This window comes from Pseudomonas sp. CROZ-RG-20F-R04-15 (genome assembly GCF_022662375.1).
Lineage (GTDB): Bacteria > Pseudomonadota > Gammaproteobacteria > Pseudomonadales > Pseudomonadaceae > Aquipseudomonas.
This window is the reverse complement of record NZ_JAKNQL010000005.1, coordinates 185,791-203,765: the sequence shown is the minus strand read 5'-3', so window position 1 is coordinate 203,765 and position 17,975 is coordinate 185,791. Positions and strand designations below refer to the sequence as shown.

At 60.8% G+C, this 17,975-nt stretch carries 17 protein-coding genes and 1 pseudogene; 7 read left to right on the top strand and 11 right to left on the bottom strand.

All coding sequences use genetic code 11. From position 1 onward, the window contains the following. Positions 1-61: 61 nt before the first annotated feature. The 3 genes from L8H52_RS10465 to L8H52_RS10455 all read right to left on the bottom strand — a co-directional run bounded on the left by L8H52_RS10465 (position 62) and on the right by L8H52_RS10455 (position 2,960). Positions 62-877 carry a sugar phosphate isomerase/epimerase gene (locus L8H52_RS10465; protein ID WP_242206980.1) on the bottom strand — a complete coding sequence of 272 codons (816 nt, stop codon included), beginning with the start codon at positions 875-877 and terminating at the stop codon, positions 62-64. 2 nt (positions 878-879) lie between these two features. Beyond that, the gene (locus L8H52_RS10460; protein ID WP_242206979.1) at positions 880-1,941 is read right to left on the bottom strand and encodes a Gfo/Idh/MocA family oxidoreductase; all 1,062 of its coding nucleotides are present in this window, start codon (positions 1,939-1,941) and stop codon (positions 880-882) included. A 242-nt stretch (positions 1,942-2,183) separates the two neighbouring features. Continuing rightward, on the bottom strand, positions 2,184-2,960 hold the full coding sequence (locus tag L8H52_RS10455; protein ID WP_242206978.1) for an IclR family transcriptional regulator: 777 nt from the start codon (positions 2,958-2,960) through the stop codon (positions 2,184-2,186). A gap of 178 nt (positions 2,961-3,138) precedes the next feature. Here L8H52_RS10455 and L8H52_RS10450 point away from each other — a divergent pair, with 178 nt between their 5' ends. From L8H52_RS10450 to L8H52_RS10435, 4 genes are all read left to right on the top strand, one after another. Next, positions 3,139-4,878 (top strand): FAD-dependent oxidoreductase, encoded by a 1,740-nt coding sequence (locus L8H52_RS10450; protein WP_242206977.1) that lies wholly within the window; start codon positions 3,139-3,141, stop codon positions 4,876-4,878. Next, complete coding sequence (locus L8H52_RS10445) at positions 4,862-5,695, top strand: aldo/keto reductase (RefSeq protein ID WP_242206976.1); 834 nt, start codon at positions 4,862-4,864, stop codon at positions 5,693-5,695. The genes L8H52_RS10450 and L8H52_RS10445 overlap by 17 nt, the downstream gene beginning before the upstream one ends. Positions 5,696-5,887: 192 nt before the next feature. Continuing rightward, on the top strand, positions 5,888-6,775 hold the full coding sequence (locus L8H52_RS10440; RefSeq protein WP_242206975.1) for a neutral zinc metallopeptidase: 888 nt from the start codon (positions 5,888-5,890) through the stop codon (positions 6,773-6,775). Next, positions 6,776-7,729: an alpha/beta hydrolase gene (locus L8H52_RS10435; RefSeq protein WP_242206974.1), complete on the top strand. Its 954-nt coding sequence runs from the start codon at positions 6,776-6,778 to the stop codon at positions 7,727-7,729. Positions 7,730-7,872: 143 nt separating this feature from the next. On the opposite strand, the gene L8H52_RS10430 is transcribed toward L8H52_RS10435, so the two are convergent. The 3 genes and pseudogenes from L8H52_RS10430 to L8H52_RS10420 all read right to left on the bottom strand — a co-directional run bounded on the left by L8H52_RS10430 (position 7,873) and on the right by L8H52_RS10420 (position 10,013). Beyond that, positions 7,873-8,466 carry an HAD family hydrolase gene (locus L8H52_RS10430; protein WP_242206973.1) on the bottom strand — a complete coding sequence of 198 codons (594 nt, stop codon included), beginning with the start codon at positions 8,464-8,466 and terminating at the stop codon, positions 7,873-7,875. Further along, positions 8,463-9,332 carry an acyl-CoA thioesterase II gene (tesB, locus tag L8H52_RS10425; protein ID WP_003228466.1) on the bottom strand — a complete coding sequence of 290 codons (870 nt, stop codon included), beginning with the start codon at positions 9,330-9,332 and terminating at the stop codon, positions 8,463-8,465. The genes L8H52_RS10430 and tesB overlap by 4 nt, the downstream gene beginning before the upstream one ends. A gap of 111 nt (positions 9,333-9,443) precedes the next feature. Then, a pseudogene (locus tag L8H52_RS10420) lies at positions 9,444-10,013 on the bottom strand (GNAT family N-acetyltransferase). Positions 10,014-10,096: 83 nt separating this feature from the next. Here L8H52_RS10420 and L8H52_RS10415 point away from each other — a divergent pair. Continuing rightward, the gene (locus L8H52_RS10415) at positions 10,097-11,017 is read left to right on the top strand and encodes a histone deacetylase (RefSeq protein ID WP_242206972.1); all 921 of its coding nucleotides are present in this window, start codon (positions 10,097-10,099) and stop codon (positions 11,015-11,017) included. A gap of 293 nt (positions 11,018-11,310) precedes the next feature. Beyond that, a complete protein-coding gene (locus L8H52_RS10410) occupies positions 11,311-12,558 on the top strand; it encodes a TIGR03862 family flavoprotein (protein ID WP_242206971.1) in 1,248 nt (415 codons plus the stop codon). Between the two features lie 249 nt (positions 12,559-12,807). Here the strand turns inward: L8H52_RS10410 and L8H52_RS10405 are convergent, their stop codons facing one another. Further along, the gene (locus tag L8H52_RS10405) at positions 12,808-14,145 is read right to left on the bottom strand and encodes a DEAD/DEAH box helicase (RefSeq protein WP_093434676.1); all 1,338 of its coding nucleotides are present in this window, start codon (positions 14,143-14,145) and stop codon (positions 12,808-12,810) included. 52 nt (positions 14,146-14,197) lie between these two features. After that, a complete protein-coding gene (gene yedA / locus L8H52_RS10400; RefSeq protein ID WP_242206970.1) occupies positions 14,198-15,133 on the bottom strand; it encodes a drug/metabolite exporter YedA in 936 nt (311 codons plus the stop codon). A 163-nt stretch (positions 15,134-15,296) separates the two neighbouring features. On the opposite strand from yedA, the gene L8H52_RS10395 reads away from it, so the two are divergent. Beyond that, entirely contained in the window at positions 15,297-15,752 is a 456-nt protein-coding gene (locus L8H52_RS10395; protein ID WP_242206969.1) for an Lrp/AsnC family transcriptional regulator, read from the top strand. 130 nt (positions 15,753-15,882) lie between these two features. On the opposite strand, the gene L8H52_RS10390 is transcribed toward L8H52_RS10395, so the two are convergent. From L8H52_RS10390 to L8H52_RS10380, 3 genes are all read right to left on the bottom strand, one after another. Further along, positions 15,883-16,488 carry a 3'-5' exonuclease gene (locus L8H52_RS10390; RefSeq protein WP_242206968.1) on the bottom strand — a complete coding sequence of 202 codons (606 nt, stop codon included), beginning with the start codon at positions 16,486-16,488 and terminating at the stop codon, positions 15,883-15,885. Between the two features lie 41 nt (positions 16,489-16,529). Next, positions 16,530-17,009 carry an NYN domain-containing protein gene (locus L8H52_RS10385; protein ID WP_007949802.1) on the bottom strand — a complete coding sequence of 160 codons (480 nt, stop codon included), beginning with the start codon at positions 17,007-17,009 and terminating at the stop codon, positions 16,530-16,532. A 138-nt stretch (positions 17,010-17,147) separates the two neighbouring features. After that, positions 17,148-17,906, bottom strand: a complete 759-nt coding sequence (locus L8H52_RS10380) for a DUF2076 domain-containing protein (RefSeq protein ID WP_242207059.1) — start codon at positions 17,904-17,906, stop codon at positions 17,148-17,150. Positions 17,907-17,975 lie beyond the last annotated feature (69 nt).

The window sequence follows — 17,975 nt, the reverse complement described above, 5'->3', positions numbered from 1 at the left end:
TCTCTGATTGAAAAACAATACGGTGGCGAGGGCGGTTGCGCCCTCGCCACAAAAAACTGACTTACAGCCGCGCCAACAATTCCCGCGTTTTTTCGATCGCCATCCGCGCCCGCTGCAATCCGCTCACGCCCTGCTCCAGCAGTTTCACCGTGGGAATTTCCAGACTCAGTGGAATATTAGTCGGCAGTGCTTTCAGCAACCCGAGCAGATCGCTATCACCCTCGCCGGGAAACCGCCGCTCGTTGCGCGCCTGACGCAAGATCTCGGCCATGTCTGACGGTCTTGGCCCCGCGACATCACATAATTGCGCATAGCGCAGACGCGATGCGGGAACATCAGCCAGGTCCGCCATGCGTGACGCCGAACGATCAAAGTGGAACGCATCGACCAGCACCGCAGCGTTTGCCCGATCCGCGTTCCCGACAATGCGCAACGCTTGCTCCAGGTTGCGCGCATCGGTCCAGGGCATGAACTCCAGATGCGGGTGCAACCCGTAAGGCGCAGCCAGATCGCAAAGGGCGGCGAAGTTATCGGTGAGGCGTTGCTCGTCAGGATCGTTACCGGCGACCAGCAATTCAGTAGCGCCAAATTCCGCACCGACCGTAAGAAGTTTCTCGAAATCGGTGACGACGGTTTGCGGTTTCAATCGCAGGATTTCCACGTCGAGCACGCGAATGCCGGTATCGCGCAGGCGCTGCAACGTCTGACGCCGCAAATCACCTTCGGCCACCAACGGGAAGTGATATTCCTCAGGCGTCGCCGGCTCCAGGCGCAGGCCGACATGGCTGTAACCGGCGCGCGCAGCGACCTCGACCATTTGTGGCGGTGACAACTCCAGCACGGTGAGGCTGGCCAATGACAGAATTCGTTCGCTCATGTTCAAACCTCGATCAGTGCAGGGGCGCAAGCACGGCCGGTAGCGGCGGCCTCGCGTATGGCCTCGATCAGCGCCAAAGTGCGCGCAGCGTCGGCCGCACTTACCAGCGGCTCGACTTCACGCCGCGCCACACGTACAAAATGCTGTAGCTGCAGGCGTAAAGCGTCGTCACCGCTGTAGGGCTCTTCGACCATCAACAAGGGCTCATGCCAACCGGCGTCGACCTGATCAGCGGCGTAATGCCAACGCTTGAGCTGCGGAATGCTTAAGGCGCCGGCAGTCCCGGCCAACAAGTAGCACGGCTGATCGGCCTGGCGCGGATACACCGGGTTCTCGCCGGAATCCAGCTCCCAACTCCAGGGCGCGGCGACCGCATCGGATCCGCTCAACGTGCCCAATGTGCCGCCCTCGAATTGCAGCAGCACCGCCGCGTTGTCTTCGTTGGCGAAACCGCGCACGGCGTTGTCGGTAATCGCTTGTACCGAGCGCACCTCGCCGCACAGATGCCGGAGCAAATCGAGGTCGTGAATCAGATTGGTCAGCAACATCCCGGCCCCCGGTTCACGACGCCACGGGATCTCGAAATAACTGTCCGGCTTGCGCAACTGGAACAACGCGGTGACGGTGGTCAGACGCCCGAGTGCCCCGCTCTGCACCAACTCATGAGCGCGAACAATCAGTGGATTGTGGCGTCGGTGGTGGCCGACCAGTACCGGAACGCCGCTGTTTTTGACCGCCGCGACCAGCTCGCGCGCTTCGTCCAGATGCACACCGACCGGTTTTTCCAGCAACACCGGTATGCCCGCCGCCAGGCAATCGAGCGCCGTGCTGACGTGTTGATTGTTCGGATTGGCGACGATCACCGCGTCTGGCCTGATGTGCTCGAGCATCTGACGGTGATCGGCGAAATGCCTTACACCCCACTCAGCCGCCAAAGCTGCGGCTTGCGGCCCGGGATCAGCCACCGCACATAGTGTCGCTTCGCTGAGGGTCTGCAGATGCCGATAATGTTGCTGGCCCATGTTGCCGGCGCCGATCAAGGCGATTCGAAGGGGCGGATTCAAGGTGCGGTCCTTTTGTGATTGTTATCGGAATATCACTCCAGCAACAATTTAGAACCGAGTTCCAGAATCAAAAACCCGCTCAACCATAAACCGTGCGAACACCGCACAACTTTCTTTGGCAACCGAAAGCAAATGTGGGAGCGAGCCTGCTCGCGAAGGCGGTTGGTCATTAAAATCAAAAGTGACTGACACACCGCTTCGCGAGCAGGCTCGCTCCCACAGGGGACCTGGGTGAATTCGGATTAGATAAACAGTTCCGAGGCCAGGCTGGCTGCTGATAATTCTTCGGTGAATGTCAGCAACAGCGGCGCCAGTTCATGCAGACGTGCGCCCGGCATCCGCGCACTTGGCCCGGCAATACTGAGCACACCGATCACGCGACCATCCGTTGGATGCTTCACCACCCCCGCAATTGCCGAAGTGCCGACCGCCGAACTCTCCTCGACACAGGCGTATCCCTGTTCGCGAGCCAGGCGCAGCCGTTCCAGTAATTCGATATTCGAGCGCGGCGCGTTTGGCCCCACGCCCACCGGCACCTCCGCCGCCTGTCGCTCGACCATCGACAACGCCTCGGCATCGCTCATGCACGCCAGCCACGCATGCCCGGATGCGGTGTAGAACAGCGGCGCATCGCGGCCCATGTCCGGGTCATACCGCAGACCGGTACGCGCGCCCTGTGCTTTGGCAATCCAGGTCTGGCGCTCGCCTTCGATCACGCCCAGACGTACCAGCTCACCGGTTTCCTGCGCCAGTCGGTCGAGTACCGGCTGGACGATGTCGGCACCGCTGCTCGACAGATATTGAAAACCCATCGCCACCAGCTTGGTCGACAAGTGATAACGCAAGGTTTCCGCGTTCTGCCGCACGTAGCCCAAGCGGATCAGCTCGGCGAGCAAGCGATGTGTCGCGCTTTTCGGAATATCCAGTTGCTCGGCCAGGGTCTGCATCGGCAGCCCGCGCGGATCACTGGTGAGGCTTTCCAGCACGCTGAAAACCCGTTCGATTTGACTGCCGGCCATGGGGACATCCAAAGGAAATTTCGCCGATTCTAGAAGACATCGACGGCAAAGCGAAATCTGGAACTGCCTGTTCGATAACCGCCCGCTTTGTTGGATCAAGGCTTGTCGATCAAGTGCACCGCTGGTTATTTTCTGGAATCAAATTCCAAAAATACTTTGCCGCTGGAGCGTTGCTTTCATGTCTGCCGAACTCCCTGATATCGACTGCGACGTATTGGTCGTCGGTTCCGGCGCCGCCGGTTTGTCGGCCGCAGTGACTGCTGCGTGGCATGGCCTGAAAGTCATCGTCGTCGAGAAAGACCCGGTATTCGGTGGTGCCACGGCCTGGTCAGGCGGCTGGGCCTGGGTGCCGTGCAATCCGCTGGCCCGTCGCGCCGGTATCGTCGAAGACATCGAACAACCGCGCACCTATCTGCGCCATGAACTGGGCGAACACTTTGACCCGGCGATGATCGACGCCTTTCTCCAGGCGGGGCCGCGCATGGTGACGTTTTTCGAGCAGCACACCGCTTTGCAATTTGCCGACGGCAACGCCATCGCCGACATTCATGGCGACACGCCGGGCGCAGGTACCGGCGGCCGCTCGGTGATCGCAGCGCCTTATGACGGACGCAAGATCGGACGCCTGCTCAAGCGCCTTCGTACCACCATGTGCGAAACGTCCTTCATGGGCATGCCGATCATGGCGGGCGCGGATCTGTCGGCATTTCTCAACCTGACCCGGTCGCTGAAAGCCGCGTGGCACGTGACGCGACGGTTCACTCGACACCTGTTTGACCTCGCGCTACATGGCCGCGCACTGCAACTGGTCAACGGCGTGGCGCTGGTCGCGCGACTGGCGAAATCGGCGGAAGACCTCGGCGTTTTGCTGTGGGAATCGGCGCCGGTGATCGAGCTGCTGCGCAACGAAAACCGCGTTTGTGGTGCAGTGATCAACAGCAACAAAGGCCCGATCCGCATTCATGCGCAAAAAGCCGTGGTGCTTGCTGCCGGTGGTTTTGCCAATGACATCGAGCGGCGCCAAGCCTTGTTCCCGCGCACACCCACCGGCCACGAACATTGGGCGTTGCCGCCGCTGGCCGTGAATGGCGATGGCTTGCGCCTTGGCGAAAGCGTCGGCGCACGGGTCAACACCGATATGGCTTCGCCAGTTGCCTGGGCACCGGTTTCGCAAGTGCCTCATTCCGACGGCAGCACCGGTCATTTCCCACACATCATCGAGCGCGGCAAACCGGGGATAATTGGCGTTCTGCGTAACGGTCAGCGCTTCGTCAACGAAGCCAATGGTTACTACGACTACGTCAGCGCCATGGTTGCCGCCGCGCCGGAAGGCGAAGAAGTTGCCTCGTGGCTGATCTGCACCCGCGCTTTTCAACGACGTTACGGTCTTGGCATATCGAGGCCATTCCCGCTGCCCGTGTCAGCATTTATCCGCAGCAGCTATCTGAAAACCGGCAACAGCATTGAGGAATTGGCCATTGCCTGCGGCATCGACCCGGGCGGCCTGCGCCAGACTGTGGATAACTACAATCGCCATGCCCGCGACGGCGAAGACCCGTTGTTCGGGCGCGGCGCCACACCCTACAACCGCAAACAGGGTGATCCAGCGAACCTCCCCAACCCCTGCGTTGCCCCAATAGAAACAGGCCCGTTCTACGCCGTAAAAGTCCAACCGGGCTGCTTCGGTACGTTTGCCGGCCTCAAGGTCAACCCACACGCGCAAGTGCTGGACGCCCACGAACAGCCCATCGCCGGCCTCTACGCTGCGGGCGGCGACATGGCCAGCATCATGGGAGGCCACTATCCCGCGGGCGGGATCAACCTCGGCCCGGCGCTGACTTTCGGTTACATCGCCGCCCGGCACATTGCCGGCATGACTGCTTTCGAACAGGAGATCGACCATGCAGCACATCGTTAATGCCCAAGGTTTGAACATGCCGAAACTCGGCCTCGGCACCTGGCCGATGCTCGGTGACGAATGCACCCGCGCCGTCGTGCAAGCGCTGGAGCTCGGTTATCGACACATCGACACGGCGGCGGCCTACAACAACGAAGACGCCGTCGGACAAGCGCTGGCGAATACGCCGATACCCCGCGAACAGATTCATGTCACCAGCAAGGTCTGGTGGGATCAGCTGCAGCCCGACGCAATGCGCCACTCCCTGGATCGCAGCCTCACAGCCCTGCGCAGCGACTACGTCGATCTGTTCATGATCCACTGGCCGACCACCGACTGGGATCTGCCGCGTACCCTTGCCACGTTAGCCTCGTTCAAGGAGCAAGGCCTGGCCCGCAACATCGGCGTGGCGAATTTTCCGCTGCCCCTGCTGCGCAAAGTCGTCGAGGAATACGGCATCGGTCTGTCAGCAATTCAGGTCGAGTACCACGTCCTGCTCGGCCAAAACGCCCTGCTCGACTATGCCCGGCAACACGATATGGCGCTGACGGCCTACACCCCGCTGGCGCGTAACAAGGTGTCGGACATCCCGCAGATTCAACAGATCGCCGAAAAACACGGCGTACTGCCGACTCAAGTGGCGTTGAAATGGTTGCTCGATCAACCCAACGTCGCGGCCATTCCCAAGGCCAGCAGCCAAGCCAATCAATTGGCGAACCTCGCCTCGCTGAAAGTCGAACTCGACGATGAAGACCGCGCATTGATCGCCGCACTGCCAAAAGATCAACGCCAGGTCAGCCCGGATTTCGCCCCCGAGTGGGATGCGTTTGATCGCTGATTGATAGTCCAGCGATAGAAATCCTGCGCGGGATTGAATTTGCCGCGCGCCAGACCGTCAATAACAGGCCCGACCTCGTCACCACGAGGCCGGGCCTGTTTGCATATGGCCAATAGACGGACGACCGGACTGGCGCCACACTCGCACAGCAGCAACACTCATCACCACCCGATACAAACAGAGGATTCCCACATGCTATGGAAAAAAGGCCGACGCAGTGACAACGTCGTCGATGCCCGTGGTGATGATGCCGGCGGTGGCGGCGGCATGCGTTTCGGCGGTGGCAAAGGCCTGAGCCTGGGCGCGATCCTGCTGATCGTCGGCATTGGCTGGATCACCGGGCAGGATCCGCTGCAGATTCTCGGCCAGCTCGCCGGGCAATCGGGCCAGCAAGCGGCACCGACGTCGCAGACCCGTCAGGCGCCTCCGGCCAACGATGAACAGGCCGAATTCGTCCGCTCGATCCTTGGCGATACCGAAGACACCTGGGGCGCGATTTTCCAGCAGGCCGGGCGGCAATATAAAGATCCGACGCTGGTGCTGTTCAGCAATCGGGTCAACTCGGCCTGCGGTCTTGCAACCTCGGCGACCGGCCCGTTCTATTGCCCGGCCGACCAGAAGGTCTATCTGGACATGGCATTCTTCCAGGAAATGTCGCAACGCTTCAAAGCGGCCGGCGACTTCGCTCAGGCCTACGTGATCGCTCACGAAGTCGGACACCATGTGCAGACGCTGCTTGGCGTCTCGGCGAAAATTCAGACAGCTCGCCAGCAAGGTCGGCAGATGGAAGGTGACGGTGGCTTGCTGGTGCGCCAGGAATTGCAGGCCGATTGCCTCGCTGGTGTTTGGGCGTATAACGCGCAGAAGCGCTTGAACTGGCTGGAGCCGGGTGACATCGAAGAAGCCTTGAACGCGGCCAACGCCATCGGTGATGATCGCCTGCAACAACAGGGTCAGGGCCGTGTGGTGCCGGACTCGTTTACCCACGGAACGTCGGCGCAAAGGGTGCGCTGGTTTAAAACCGGATTCGCGCAGGGCCAGGTCGGCCAGTGCGACACCTTCGCGGCGAAAAACCTGTAAATGCATAAATGGCTTCTGGCGTTACTGATTGTTGGCAGCACCGCGCACGCCGCCGGTGTCGATGCGATCAGCCCCGGTCGTTTGCAACTCAAGGCCGGGGAAATGGCGGTAGGCATTGGTTCTGCGCCGGAGAAAATCGAGCGCGTGCTGATCGTCATTCATGGCCGTTTGCGCAACTCGGAAACCTATCGAAAAAGCGCCGAGAGCGCGGCCGAGCTGGCGGGGCAAACCGCGCACACCTTGGTAATTGCCCCGCAGTTTCTCAATGAAAGTGACGTTGCCCTTTATTCGTTGCCCGCCACCGTCCTGCGCTGGCAGGGCAACGAGTGGATGGGCGGCGGGTTATCCACAGGGCCGAATCCGTTGAGTTCCTATGCGGCGCTCGATGAGATTGTCGGGCGGATCAGCGATCGCAAACAGTTCCCGGACGTGAAGCAGATCGTAATCTTCGGTCATTCCGGTGGCGGCCAGGTGGTGCAGCGTTATGCCCTGCTGGCCAAGGAGCAACCGGCGCTGAAGGCCAACGGCATTCGTCTGCGCTATGTGGTGGCCAACCCTTCGTCCTATGCGTATTTCAATGAGCAGCGGCCAGTGGCGTTCGATCACGCCAAGTGCGCCGGCTTCAATCGCTGGAAGTACGGTCTGGCAGACATGCCGGTGTACGCCGGTGGGCAAACGCCGTTGCAGCTTGAGAGCAGTTACGTCAAACGTGAAGTGATTTATCTGCTGGGGCAGCAGGACATCGATGCCAATCACCCGGCGCTGGACAAGCGTTGCGAAGCCGAGGCGCAAGGCGCGTATCGCCTGGAGCGTGGGAAGTTGTACTTCGGTTATTTGCTGCGTCGGCATCCGGAAGGGGTGAATCAGCGACTGATCGAAGTGCCCGGGGTCGGGCATAACGGCGATGGAATGTTGACCTCGCCGGAGGGGCAGAAGGCGTTGTTCGAGCAGTAAGTTGTGCGGTGGATGATCTGGCCTCTTCGCGAGCAGGCTCGCTCCCACATTGGATTGATGCATTACACAAAATCTCTGTGCACCGAAGATCTAATGTGGGAGCGAGCCTGCTCGCGAAGGCGTCCCTTCTGACAACATAAATCTCAGGCCAGAAGCATCCGCCGCAACTCGACACAATCCTTCGCATGCCAATCGGTCAGTTCGGGCCACGGGTTATCTGGCAGATTCACCAACACCGTCCGCGCCCCCGCCGCTCGCCCGCAATCCAGATCAAAGCGGTAATCACCGACCATCACCATCGCGCTGACCGGCACTTCCCAGGCCTCTGCCAGTTTCAGCAAGCCACCCGGATGCGGCTTCGGCGGCGCTTCGTCGCGGCCCAGCACATCTTCCACCGCGAAGCAGTCAGCCAAACCAATGGCCTCAAGTGTCACATGCGCCAGTTCCCGCGCATTGCGGGTCAGTATGCCCAGTCGATAACCGCGTGAATGCAGATCGCGCACAAGCTCCACGGCGCCGGTGGCCGGAGTTGACCCCAGTGCCAGATCGCGCTCGTGTTCCAGCAGCCATGCATGCTTCGCCGCTGCCTCATCCGCCGGCAACGCAGCGAGATGAGTAAGAATGTCGTCCTCCGGCGGAATCGCCAGCGCCACGCGGATCGCCGCAAAATCATGCACGGCGACGGTCAGCGTGCCGTCCATGTCGAACACCCAGTGCTTCAGCTCTTTCAGGCTCATGCCCAATCCTTGCGATGACGGATCAAGCCTTCCTGCGTCACCGACGCGACCAGTTGCCCGGCGCGGTTGTACACACTGCCACGGGAGAAACCACGGGAATTGCCGGCCCACGGGCTGTCCATCGCGTAGAGCAACCAGTCATCGGCGCGCAAATCGTTGTGGAACCACAGCGCGTGATCGAGGCTGGCAACCTGCATGTCTTTCTGCCAGACCGATTTGCCATGGGGCAGCATCGAGGTGGTCAGCAGGCCAAAGTCCGAGGCGTAGGCCAGCAGGTATTTGTGCAGCGCCGGGATGTCGGCCAATGCGCCGTCGGCACGGAACCACACGTATTTGACCGGATCGGCCGGCTGCGGGTTGTACGGATCTTTTTCGGTGACCGGGCGCACTTCGATCGGTTTCGGGCACAGCAGTTTTTCACGCATGTGCTCCGGAATCAGGTGCGCGCGTTGCTGGGTCAATTCCAGCTCCGACGGCAGGTTTTCCGGACCGACCACAACGGGCATCTGGCTCTGATGCTCGAAGCCTGCTTCGTCGTACTGGAATGAAGCGCTGCAGGTGAAAATCGGGTGGCCCTTCTGGATCGCCGTGACGCGGCGGGTGCTGAAGCTGCCGCCATCGCGCACGCGATCAACCGAGTAGACCACCGGCAACTTGGCATCGCCCGGGCGCAGGAAATAGCCGTGCATCGAGTGCACATGACGCGCCTCTTCAACCGTCTGACTGGCCGCCGACAGCGACTGGCCGAGCACCTGACCGCCAAACAACTGACGGAAACCCAGGTCCTGGCTACGGCCCCGGAACAGGTTTTCTTCGATCGGTTCCAGGGTCAGCAGGTCGACTAGATCTTCCAACACTTGGCTCATTCAGACTCTCCTCACACAACGCTATAAGCCGCGCAGTCTTGGCTGCGGCGGTCGATTCAGATTCTGGCGCGGGCCAATGATATGGCGGCCATTGTAAACGTCCGTGTCGGCTTAGCCATGCAAGGTTTGCAGCCATTGCTCCCGAGTGATGCGGTACAGCACATGCCGGCGCAACGGGTGATCGACGGCCAGTTTCGGATGATCGAAATCATCGTCCGGGGCATGATGCATGCCGATCGCCTGCATGACTTTCTCTGAGGGCAGATTGGATTGCGCGGTGAAGGAGACGATTTCCTTTAGCGCCAACCGATCAAAGCCGCAGCGCAGAGCAGTCCACGCCGCTTCACTGGCGTAACCGAGGCCCCAATGCTCCTTGGCCAGACGCCAGCCAATTTCCACCGCTGGCGTGAACGGCGCATCGAAACCGACCACACCAAGCCCGGTGAAACCGATGAATTCACCGCTGTCCTTGCGCTCAAGCGCCCAAAGGCCAAAACCGTGCTCGGCAAAATGCCCGCGAATCCGACCGATCAGCGAAGCGCTTTCGAGTCGGCTCAACGGTGCCGGAAAATAGCGCATGACCTGAGGATCGGCGCACATCGCCGCAAATGCCGGCTAATCCTCGTCCTGCCACTGACGCATCACCAGCCGCGCGCTTTGCAGTTCCAGTATCGGCTCCATCGTGCCCCTCCGTTTCCATGCCGCAAGTCTACATCGCTGGTAGGATCCTTCACTCTTTCCTACATTTGCCACACGAAATCGCCATGCCATTGCCGCTGATCTACCACGAAGACTACAGCCCCGAGTTTCCGGCGGATCACCGCTTCCCGATGGACAAGTTCCGGTTGCTGCGCGATCACCTGGTCGATAGCGGTCTGACCCGCGATGTCGACCTGCTGCGCCCGGAGATATGCCCCAACGACATCCTCGCTCTCGCCCATGACCGTGCGTATATCGAACGCTACATGAGCGGCGAGTTGTCCCGCGAAGACCAGCGGCGCCTTGGCCTGCCGTGGAATGAGGCACTGGCGCGGCGTACGGTGCGCGCGGTCGGTGGTTCGATTCTGGCGGCGGAGAAAGCCTTGGAGCATGGGCTGGCCTGTCACTTGGCCGGCGGCACACATCACGCGCACTACGACTACCCGGCGGGCTTCTGCATCTTCAATGACCTGGCGATCATCAGCCATTACCTGCTGCAAAGCGGCCGCGTGAATCGCGTGCTGATCTTTGATTGCGATGTGCATCAGGGCGACGGCACCGCGCGGATCCTGCATGACACGCCAGAGGCGGTTACCGTTTCCCTGCACTGCGAGAAGAATTTTCCTGCACGCAAAGCGGAAAGCGACTGGGACATTCCGCTGCCCAAAGGCATGGGCGATGGCGATTATTTGAAAGTTGTCGATGACACGCTCAACTATCTGCTGCCGCTGTATCAACCGGATCTGGTGCTGTATGACGCCGGCGTCGACGTGCACAAGGACGATGCCCTTGGTTATCTCCAGTTGACCGACGAAGGTGTCGCCGCCCGCGATGAAAGCGTGATGCGCCATTGCCTGGGCCGCGATATTCCGGTGATGGGCGTGATCGGCGGCGGCTACAGCAAGGATCGCCACGCCCTCGCCCGCCGCCATGGCATCCTCCATCACAGCGCACAACGGGTCTGGCATTCACACGGTTGTCATTGAGCTGTGCTGCGTTACCCACAATGGCTGTGGAACTGCCTGTGGATAACCTGAGTGAAAGGGCCTGCAGCCCATACCTACTGCGGCCTACAGAACATTGGCTATTTTTCAACCAGATACTGAATCCACCCAAATCCCCCTGTGGGAGCGACGGCGACGATTCGACCTGCTCGCGAAGGCGTCGGAGCATTCAACATTTAACTGACTGACCCACCGCTTTCGCGAGCAGGCTCGCTCCCACAGGGATATCGACTGTTAGAATGCGCGCCTTATCCCGCCATACCGCAGCGCACGCCATGACCCAGAATTCCGCCTCCTCCCCTGCTCACGTCGCCATCATCGGCGGTGGCCCCGCCGGCCTGATGGCCGCCGAAGTGCTGAGCCAGGCCGGAATCCGCGTCGATCTCTACGACGGCATGCCCTCGGTGGGCCGCAAATTCCTGCTCGCCGGTGTCGGCGGCATGAACATCACCCACTCCGAAGCTTACCCGGCATTCCTCTCGCGCTACGCCGAGCGCGCGCCGCAAATCGCACCGTTGTTGCGCAGCTTCGACGCCGATGCGTTGTGCCAATGGATTCATGATCTGGGCATCGAAACATTTATCGGCAGCTCCGGCCGCGTGTTCCCCACCGACATGAAAGCCGCCCCGCTGCTGCGCGCTTGGCTCAAACGCCTGCGTGACAGCGGCGTAGTTATCCACACCCGCCACCGCTGGCTCGGTTGGGATGAACACGGCGCACTGCGCATCGACAGCCCCGAAGGTGACATTACCGTCAAGCCCGATGCCACCCTGCTCGCCCTCGGCGGTGGCAGTTGGGCTCGGCTCGGTTCCGACGGTGCGTGGATGCTGCCGCTGGAGCAACGCGGCGTAGGACTGGCGCCATTGCAGCCGAGTAATTGCGGCTTCGAGGTGCAGGCCTGGAGCGAGTTGATGGTGAGCAAATTCGCCGGCGCGCCGCTGAAAAATATCGCCATTGGTTTGAATGACGATGTACCGCGCTTGGGCGAATGCGTGATCACTGCGACGGGCATTGAAGGCAGTCTGATTTATGCGCTGTCGGCGCCGATTCGTGAGGCGATCAATCAGCATGGCGCGGCGGTTATTCACATTGATCTGTTGCCCGGCCGGCCTGTGGATAAAGTGCAGACGGCGTTGAGCAAGCCACGTGGCTCGCGGTCGATGGCCAAGCATCTGCACAGTCAGGTCGGGATTGACGGGGTTAAAGCGGCGTTGTTGCGCGAACTGACGGATGCGGCGACTTTCGCTGATCCGGCGTTGTTGGCGCGGGCGATCAAAGCACTGCCGCTGACATTGGTGAAAACGCGGCCATTGGACGAGGCGATCAGCAGCGCTGGTGGCGTGACGTTCGAGGCGATGGATGAGCGTTTGATGCTCAAGGCGTTGCCGGGGGTGTTCTGTGCGGGCGAGATGCTCGATTGGGAAGCGCCGACGGGCGGGTATTTGCTGACGGGGTGTTTCGCCAGCGGGCGGGCGGCGGGGTTAGGGATTGTGCAGTGGCTTAAGTCCGAGGCGTCTGCCTGAGCCCTCACCCCAGCCCTCTCCCAGAGGGAGAGGGGGCCGACCGAGGTGTCTGGCGCTATACATCGACCTGAATGACCGCGTCGATTATGGACTTGGTCAGCCAACCTAGGTGTCAGGCGAAAGCTTTATCGATTATGGATTCACAGCCATAGGATCAGGTCAGCGTACTTCGCGTGCATCCCCCAATCAGTCCCCTCTCCCTCCGGGAGAGGGTTAGGCGGGCGGCGTTCCGATGAGGGGCTTTTGACTTTAAGGCTTACGCTTACGCGGCCCGGTGTTAAACACCGGCACCTTGCGCACAGGCTTGACCGAAGGCTCCGGCGCCTGCGTCTCACCACTGTCGACCCACTTGCCCAGATTGCGCTTGCCGCCACCACCCGAAGCTTTCGGCTTCTTTGGTTTCTTCGGCTTCTTGATCACCTGACCGCTGGCATCGGTATCCGGCACGCGATGCTCCGGTTCGAAATCCGGCTCGTTCTGGCGTTTCAAGGTCTGACGCGTCAGCATCTCGATCGCCGATAACATGTTCACTTCATCCGCGCACACCAGCGAAATCGCCTCACCCGTCGCGCCAGCACGGCCAGTACGGCCGATCCGGTGAATGTAATCCTCAGCCACGATCGGCAAATCGAAGTTGATCACCAACGGCAAATCTTCAATATCCAGACCTCGGGCAGCAACGTCGGTGGCCACGAGAATCTGTACTTCACTGAGCTTGAAACGATCCAGCGCCCGCTGACGGGTCGCCTGCGGTTTGTCGCCGTGGATACCGTCGGCATTCACACCGAGGCCCTGAAGTTTTTCCACCAGAGCATCAACACCGTTGCGGGTCTTGGCGAACACCAGCACCTGCTTCCACTTGTTCTTGCGCATCAGGTGCACGAACAGTTCGGCCTTGCGCTTTTTGTCTACCGTGACGATCCACTGCTTGACCGTGTTGGCGGCGACGTTGCGCGGGCTGACTTCGACGGTCAGCGGATCGTTGAGCATCTGTCCGGCCAGCAGGCGAATGTCGTCGGAGAAGGTTGCGGAGAACAGCAGGGTCTGACGCTTTTTCGGCAGCATGCGGTAAATGTTCGCCAGTTCTTCGGAGAAGCCCAGGTCGAGCATACGATCGGCCTCATCCAGCACCAGAGTCTGCAACTGATCGAGTTTCAGCGCGTTCTGGCGGAACAGGTCGATCAGGCGACCGGGCGTGGCGACCAGCACATCGACGCCGCCGCGCAGCTTCATCATTTGTGGGTTGATGCTGACGCCGCCGTAAACCGCGTAAGTGCGCAGCGGCAGGTTTTCAGCGTACTGGCGCACAGACTCATGAACCTGCTCGGCCAGCTCGCGGGTCGGCACCAGAATCAGCGCACGCGCCGAGTTGGCGGCGACTTTCGGCCCCTCCATGGCCAGCAACTGCAGCAGCGGCAAGGCGAAACCGGCGGTTTTGCCGGTACCGGTCTGGGCCGCTGCCATCAGGTCACGACCGGCCAGCACGGCCGGAATGGCTTGCGCCTGAACCGGCGTAGGGGTCTGGTAGCCGAGCGTCTCGAGAGAGCGCAGCAAGGGTTCGATCAGGCCAAGGGTGGCGAAAGTCATGGAAGTACCGTAGGAAAAAATGACGCGGGCATGCAATGCCGCGCAGTTTACCCTAATTCGTACGCGTTTCTGTGGGAACGGCGGTCGGCGCCGCGACTGGCGGCTGTGCCGGCCGGCGCCACTGCGGCAAGCCAATCAGCACCACCGCGCTGATGATTACCAGCATCGCCAGCGCTTCTTCGATACCAATGGTCTCGCCAACAAACACGATCCCCAGCAACACGGCCACCGCTGGGTTGACGTAGGCATAGCTGGTCGCCGCCGCCGGACGCACGTGCTTGAGCAGGTACATGTAGGAATTGAAGGCGATGATCGAGCCGAAGAAGATCAGGTACGCCAGCGCCAGCCAGCCTTCAACCGGTGGCATGGCTTGCAGGTGCTCGCCACTGACAGCGCTGCCGATCAGCAACACCACACCGCCGACCAGCATTTCCACAGCGCTGGCCATGGCGCCCTGCGGCAACGGCAAATGCTTGCTCCATACCGAACCGAACGCCCAGGTCGCTGCTGCGAAAATCAGCAATGCCGCGCCCATCGGACTCGATTGCAGGTTGGAGCCCATATTGAGCATGGCGATGCCGATAATGCCCAACGCCACCCCGGCCCATTCCAGACGGGTATTGCGCGCGCCCCAGAAGTATCCACAGAGCAAAGTGAACAGCGGCACCGTCGCCACCGCCAACGCGGCAACACCGGAAGCCACGCCAGTATGCTCGGCCACGCTCACCGCGCCATTACCGAAGCTGAGCAGCAAAATGCCGATGATCCCCGCCGCTTTCCACTGCGCCCAGGTCGGCGCCGGAGCCCCGCGCCAGCGCAGAAAAGCGTACATCAACGAACCGGCAATCACGAAGCGCACACCGCCGAGCATCAGCGGCGGCCAGTACTCGACGCCAATGCGGATCACCAGATAGGTCGATCCCCAAATCACGTACAACGCAAAAAACGCGGCGATCAGCGGCAAGGGAAAACGGCGCAAGGCAGACATGGGCAGCTCGAAAGTCAGGCTCAGGGGATGGATTATTCTAGAAAGGCGCACGGCTAAAAATAAGTTACAAAAGCTGTTTATCGCACCGGTACACTTTGGAAATCACGGAGATCGACGGCTTAAACCGAGATTTCGAAAGTCTGGCATTTTCAGGAGTCCGGTCTTGGACAAATACGACCGCATGCTGCTCAGCGCTTTGTTGGAAAACGGTCGTGCGTCCTACGCCGACCTCGCACGCAAAGTGAACCTCTCCGCCCCCGCCGTCGCCGAGCGCGTGGCCAAGCTTGAGGCCGCCGGGGTAATCACCGGGTATGAAGCGAAAATCGACCTGTCGAAAATCGGCCTACCGATCCAGTGCATGATCGAATTGCGCCTGCACCAGAACGGCAGTCAGAAGGTCTACGACGAACTGGTAAAAATCCCGCAACTGACCGAATGCTTTCGAGTGACGGGCGATCCGTGCGTGATGATGAAGGCCGCGGTGGGATCGATGACGGAGCTGGAGGAGTTGATCAATCGGGTGGCGAAGTTTGGCTTCAGCAAGACCTCGATTGTGTTGTCGAGCGCCATCGAGAAGCGCGTGCCGCTCGGCCATATCGAAAGCAACGGCAAAGCCTGAGAACGATGAAGGCCCCCTGTGGGAGCGAGCCTGCTCGCGAATACGGATTTTCAATCAACATTAATGTTGTCTGATACACCGCTTTCGCGAGCAGGCTCGCTCCCACAGGGGTTCTGTGTTGGGCTTGGGATCAGCGATAGCGCTGCAAGTGTTCGCTGACTTTCGCGGCAGGGACTTTCTGCAATTTGCACAGCAGATCATGCGATAGCTCGCGTACGCCGTGCTTGTCGCGCAATTGCTCAGCCAGATGCGCCATCAGGTTGGCCGCCATCTCGGCATCTGCCATCGCCCGGTGAGCCTGCCCCGTGTGCGGCAAACGCGCAAAAGTGGTCAGCGTACCGAGCTTGTGATTTGGTGCCGCCGGCATCAGACGGCGCGCCAGCAGCAATGAGCAGGCAAAATTCTGCAACCGCGTGCGCTTGATGCGGCCCAGTTCAAAGTCCCAGAACTTCTGGTCAAACGAGGCGTTGTGCGCCACCAGCGGCGTGCAGCCGACAAACTCGTTAACCTCGTTCATCACCTGCTCGGCCGGCGGCGCGGTGCGCAGCATGGCGTTGCTGATGCCGGTCAGTTGCTCGATGAACGCGGGGACGCGCACGCCGGCGTTCATCAGGCTCTGGTAACGCTCGACGATGCGGCCGTTTTCCAGCATGACCACGGCGATTTCCGTGGCGCGACAGCTGCTGTTCGGCGAGAGGCCGGTGGTTTCAAAGTCGATGACTGCAATGCGTTCCAAACCGGGTTCAACTCCGTACAAATCAATTCTTCAGTAACAGCTCAATTCTTCAACAACAGCGCGCCTTCGATCGGCACGTAACGGCTGGCGGCGCGGATCAGCGAGTTGGCGGTCAGGCCGGGCACGCCATAGGCGACTGCCTGCACGCCGTGTTTGCTGATGATGCGTTCGAGCAGCATGTCGAAATCGCCATCACCGGAGGCCAGGACGATTTCGTCGACGTGGTCGGCGGCGTCCATGATGTCTAGGGTGATGCCGACGTCCCAGTCACCCTTGGCCGAACCATCACTGCGCTGGATGTAGGGCTTGAGTTTCACGGTGAAACCGAGGTTGCGCAGGATCTGCTGGAACTGCTGCTGTTTGCTGTCGCCACGGTCGATCGCATAGGCGTAGGCCTCGACGATCTGCCCGTCCTTGCTGATGTCCGCCCACAATGCGGCGTAGTTGAAGTGACAACCATAGGCCTGACGCACGGTGTAGTAGAGGTTCTGCACGTCGGCGAACACTGCGATTTTTTTCACCGGAGTTCCTGTGGGCGCGCAAGCGCACGAAGCGGGATCAGGCGCCTGGCCCGAAAAAGGCGCTCAGTATGCCAGCCATCAGGAGGGTTCCGCGAATAATCGGCCCGGAGCCCTCAGGGGCTCCGGACGAATGGTGAATCAGACGAAGGAATCGTCGTCATCAAAGAACGATGAGTTGTCGTCGCTGTAGTCGGTGTCGGTGAATCCGCCCTGATCATTGCCAGAGAAGCCGTTATCCGCCACACGCTGATCATCGCCCCAGCCGTTGTTGCTCTGGTCGGCGACCTGTGCCGGCTCTTCCTTGATCACTTCAACGATTTCTTCCGGCTGCTGATTGTGATGAAACAGGCTGCTGATGCCTTGCGCCAGCATCACGCCACCGGCGACACCGGCCGCAGTTTTCAAGGCGCCGCCGAGGAAACTGCTGCCTGCCGCTGGAGCGGCTTGTTGCGCGTAGTTAGGTGGGGGCGCACCGAAGTTCTGTTGCGGCGCGGGAGCACTGAAGTTCTGCTGCGGTGCCGGTTCGCGCCAGCCGCCCGTGGACGTCGGGGCGGCACTCTGGGTCGGCGCCGGACGCGGGCTGCCACCGAAAATGCTCGACAGGAAACCGCCACCGCCGCTCGGCGCCGGTGCGGCACTCTGCGCCTTGGCCGATTGCAGTTCGGCCTGCAACTGCTGGACTTGTTGCGTCAGCTGCTTGTTCTGCTCGTCGAGGCTCTTGAGCGCAGCCTCTTGCACCAGAATCGCCTGGGTCATGAAATAACCTGCCGCCGGCTGGCGGGTCAGGTGTTCCTTGATCCGCGCCTCAGCCTGGGCATCACGCGGGGCTGCCTCCGTTTCGGCCTGTTGCAGCCGGGAAAACAGTCCATCGATCAGGGTTTGCTCTTCGCTGTTCATGGCGACCTCGTAGATTGCCGGGGATAACATTGCCCTCGTCCACGTTGGCCGAGGTGCTCTCCTGTAATG

Excerpts from the sequence above, each read along its gene's own strand:
- L8H52_RS10440 (WP_242206975.1), top strand. The coding sequence starts at position 5,888 with ATGCTATGGAAAAAAGGCCGACGCAGTGACAACGTCGTCGATGCCCGT.
- yedA (WP_242206970.1), bottom strand. The coding sequence starts at position 15,133 with ATGTCTGCCTTGCGCCGTTTTCCCTTGCCGCTGATCGCCGCGTTTTTT.
- L8H52_RS10380 (WP_242207059.1), bottom strand. The coding sequence starts at position 17,906 with ATGAACAGCGAAGAGCAAACCCTGATCGATGGACTGTTTTCCCGGCTG.
- L8H52_RS10410 (WP_242206971.1), top strand. The coding sequence starts at position 11,311 with ATGACCCAGAATTCCGCCTCCTCCCCTGCTCACGTCGCCATCATCGGC.
- tesB (WP_003228466.1), bottom strand. The coding sequence starts at position 9,332 with ATGAGCCAAGTGTTGGAAGATCTAGTCGACCTGCTGACCCTGGAACCG.
- L8H52_RS10405 (WP_093434676.1), bottom strand. The coding sequence starts at position 14,145 with ATGACTTTCGCCACCCTTGGCCTGATCGAACCCTTGCTGCGCTCTCTC.
- L8H52_RS10430 (WP_242206973.1), bottom strand. The coding sequence starts at position 8,466 with ATGAGCCTGAAAGAGCTGAAGCACTGGGTGTTCGACATGGACGGCACG.
- L8H52_RS10450 (WP_242206977.1), top strand. The coding sequence starts at position 3,139 with ATGTCTGCCGAACTCCCTGATATCGACTGCGACGTATTGGTCGTCGGT.
- L8H52_RS10455 (WP_242206978.1), bottom strand. The coding sequence starts at position 2,960 with ATGGCCGGCAGTCAAATCGAACGGGTTTTCAGCGTGCTGGAAAGCCTC.
- L8H52_RS10435 (WP_242206974.1), top strand. The coding sequence starts at position 6,776 with ATGCATAAATGGCTTCTGGCGTTACTGATTGTTGGCAGCACCGCGCAC.
- L8H52_RS10415 (WP_242206972.1), top strand. The coding sequence starts at position 10,097 with ATGCCATTGCCGCTGATCTACCACGAAGACTACAGCCCCGAGTTTCCG.
- L8H52_RS10465 (WP_242206980.1), bottom strand. The coding sequence starts at position 877 with ATGAGCGAACGAATTCTGTCATTGGCCAGCCTCACCGTGCTGGAGTTG.
- L8H52_RS10445 (WP_242206976.1), top strand. The coding sequence starts at position 4,862 with ATGCAGCACATCGTTAATGCCCAAGGTTTGAACATGCCGAAACTCGGC.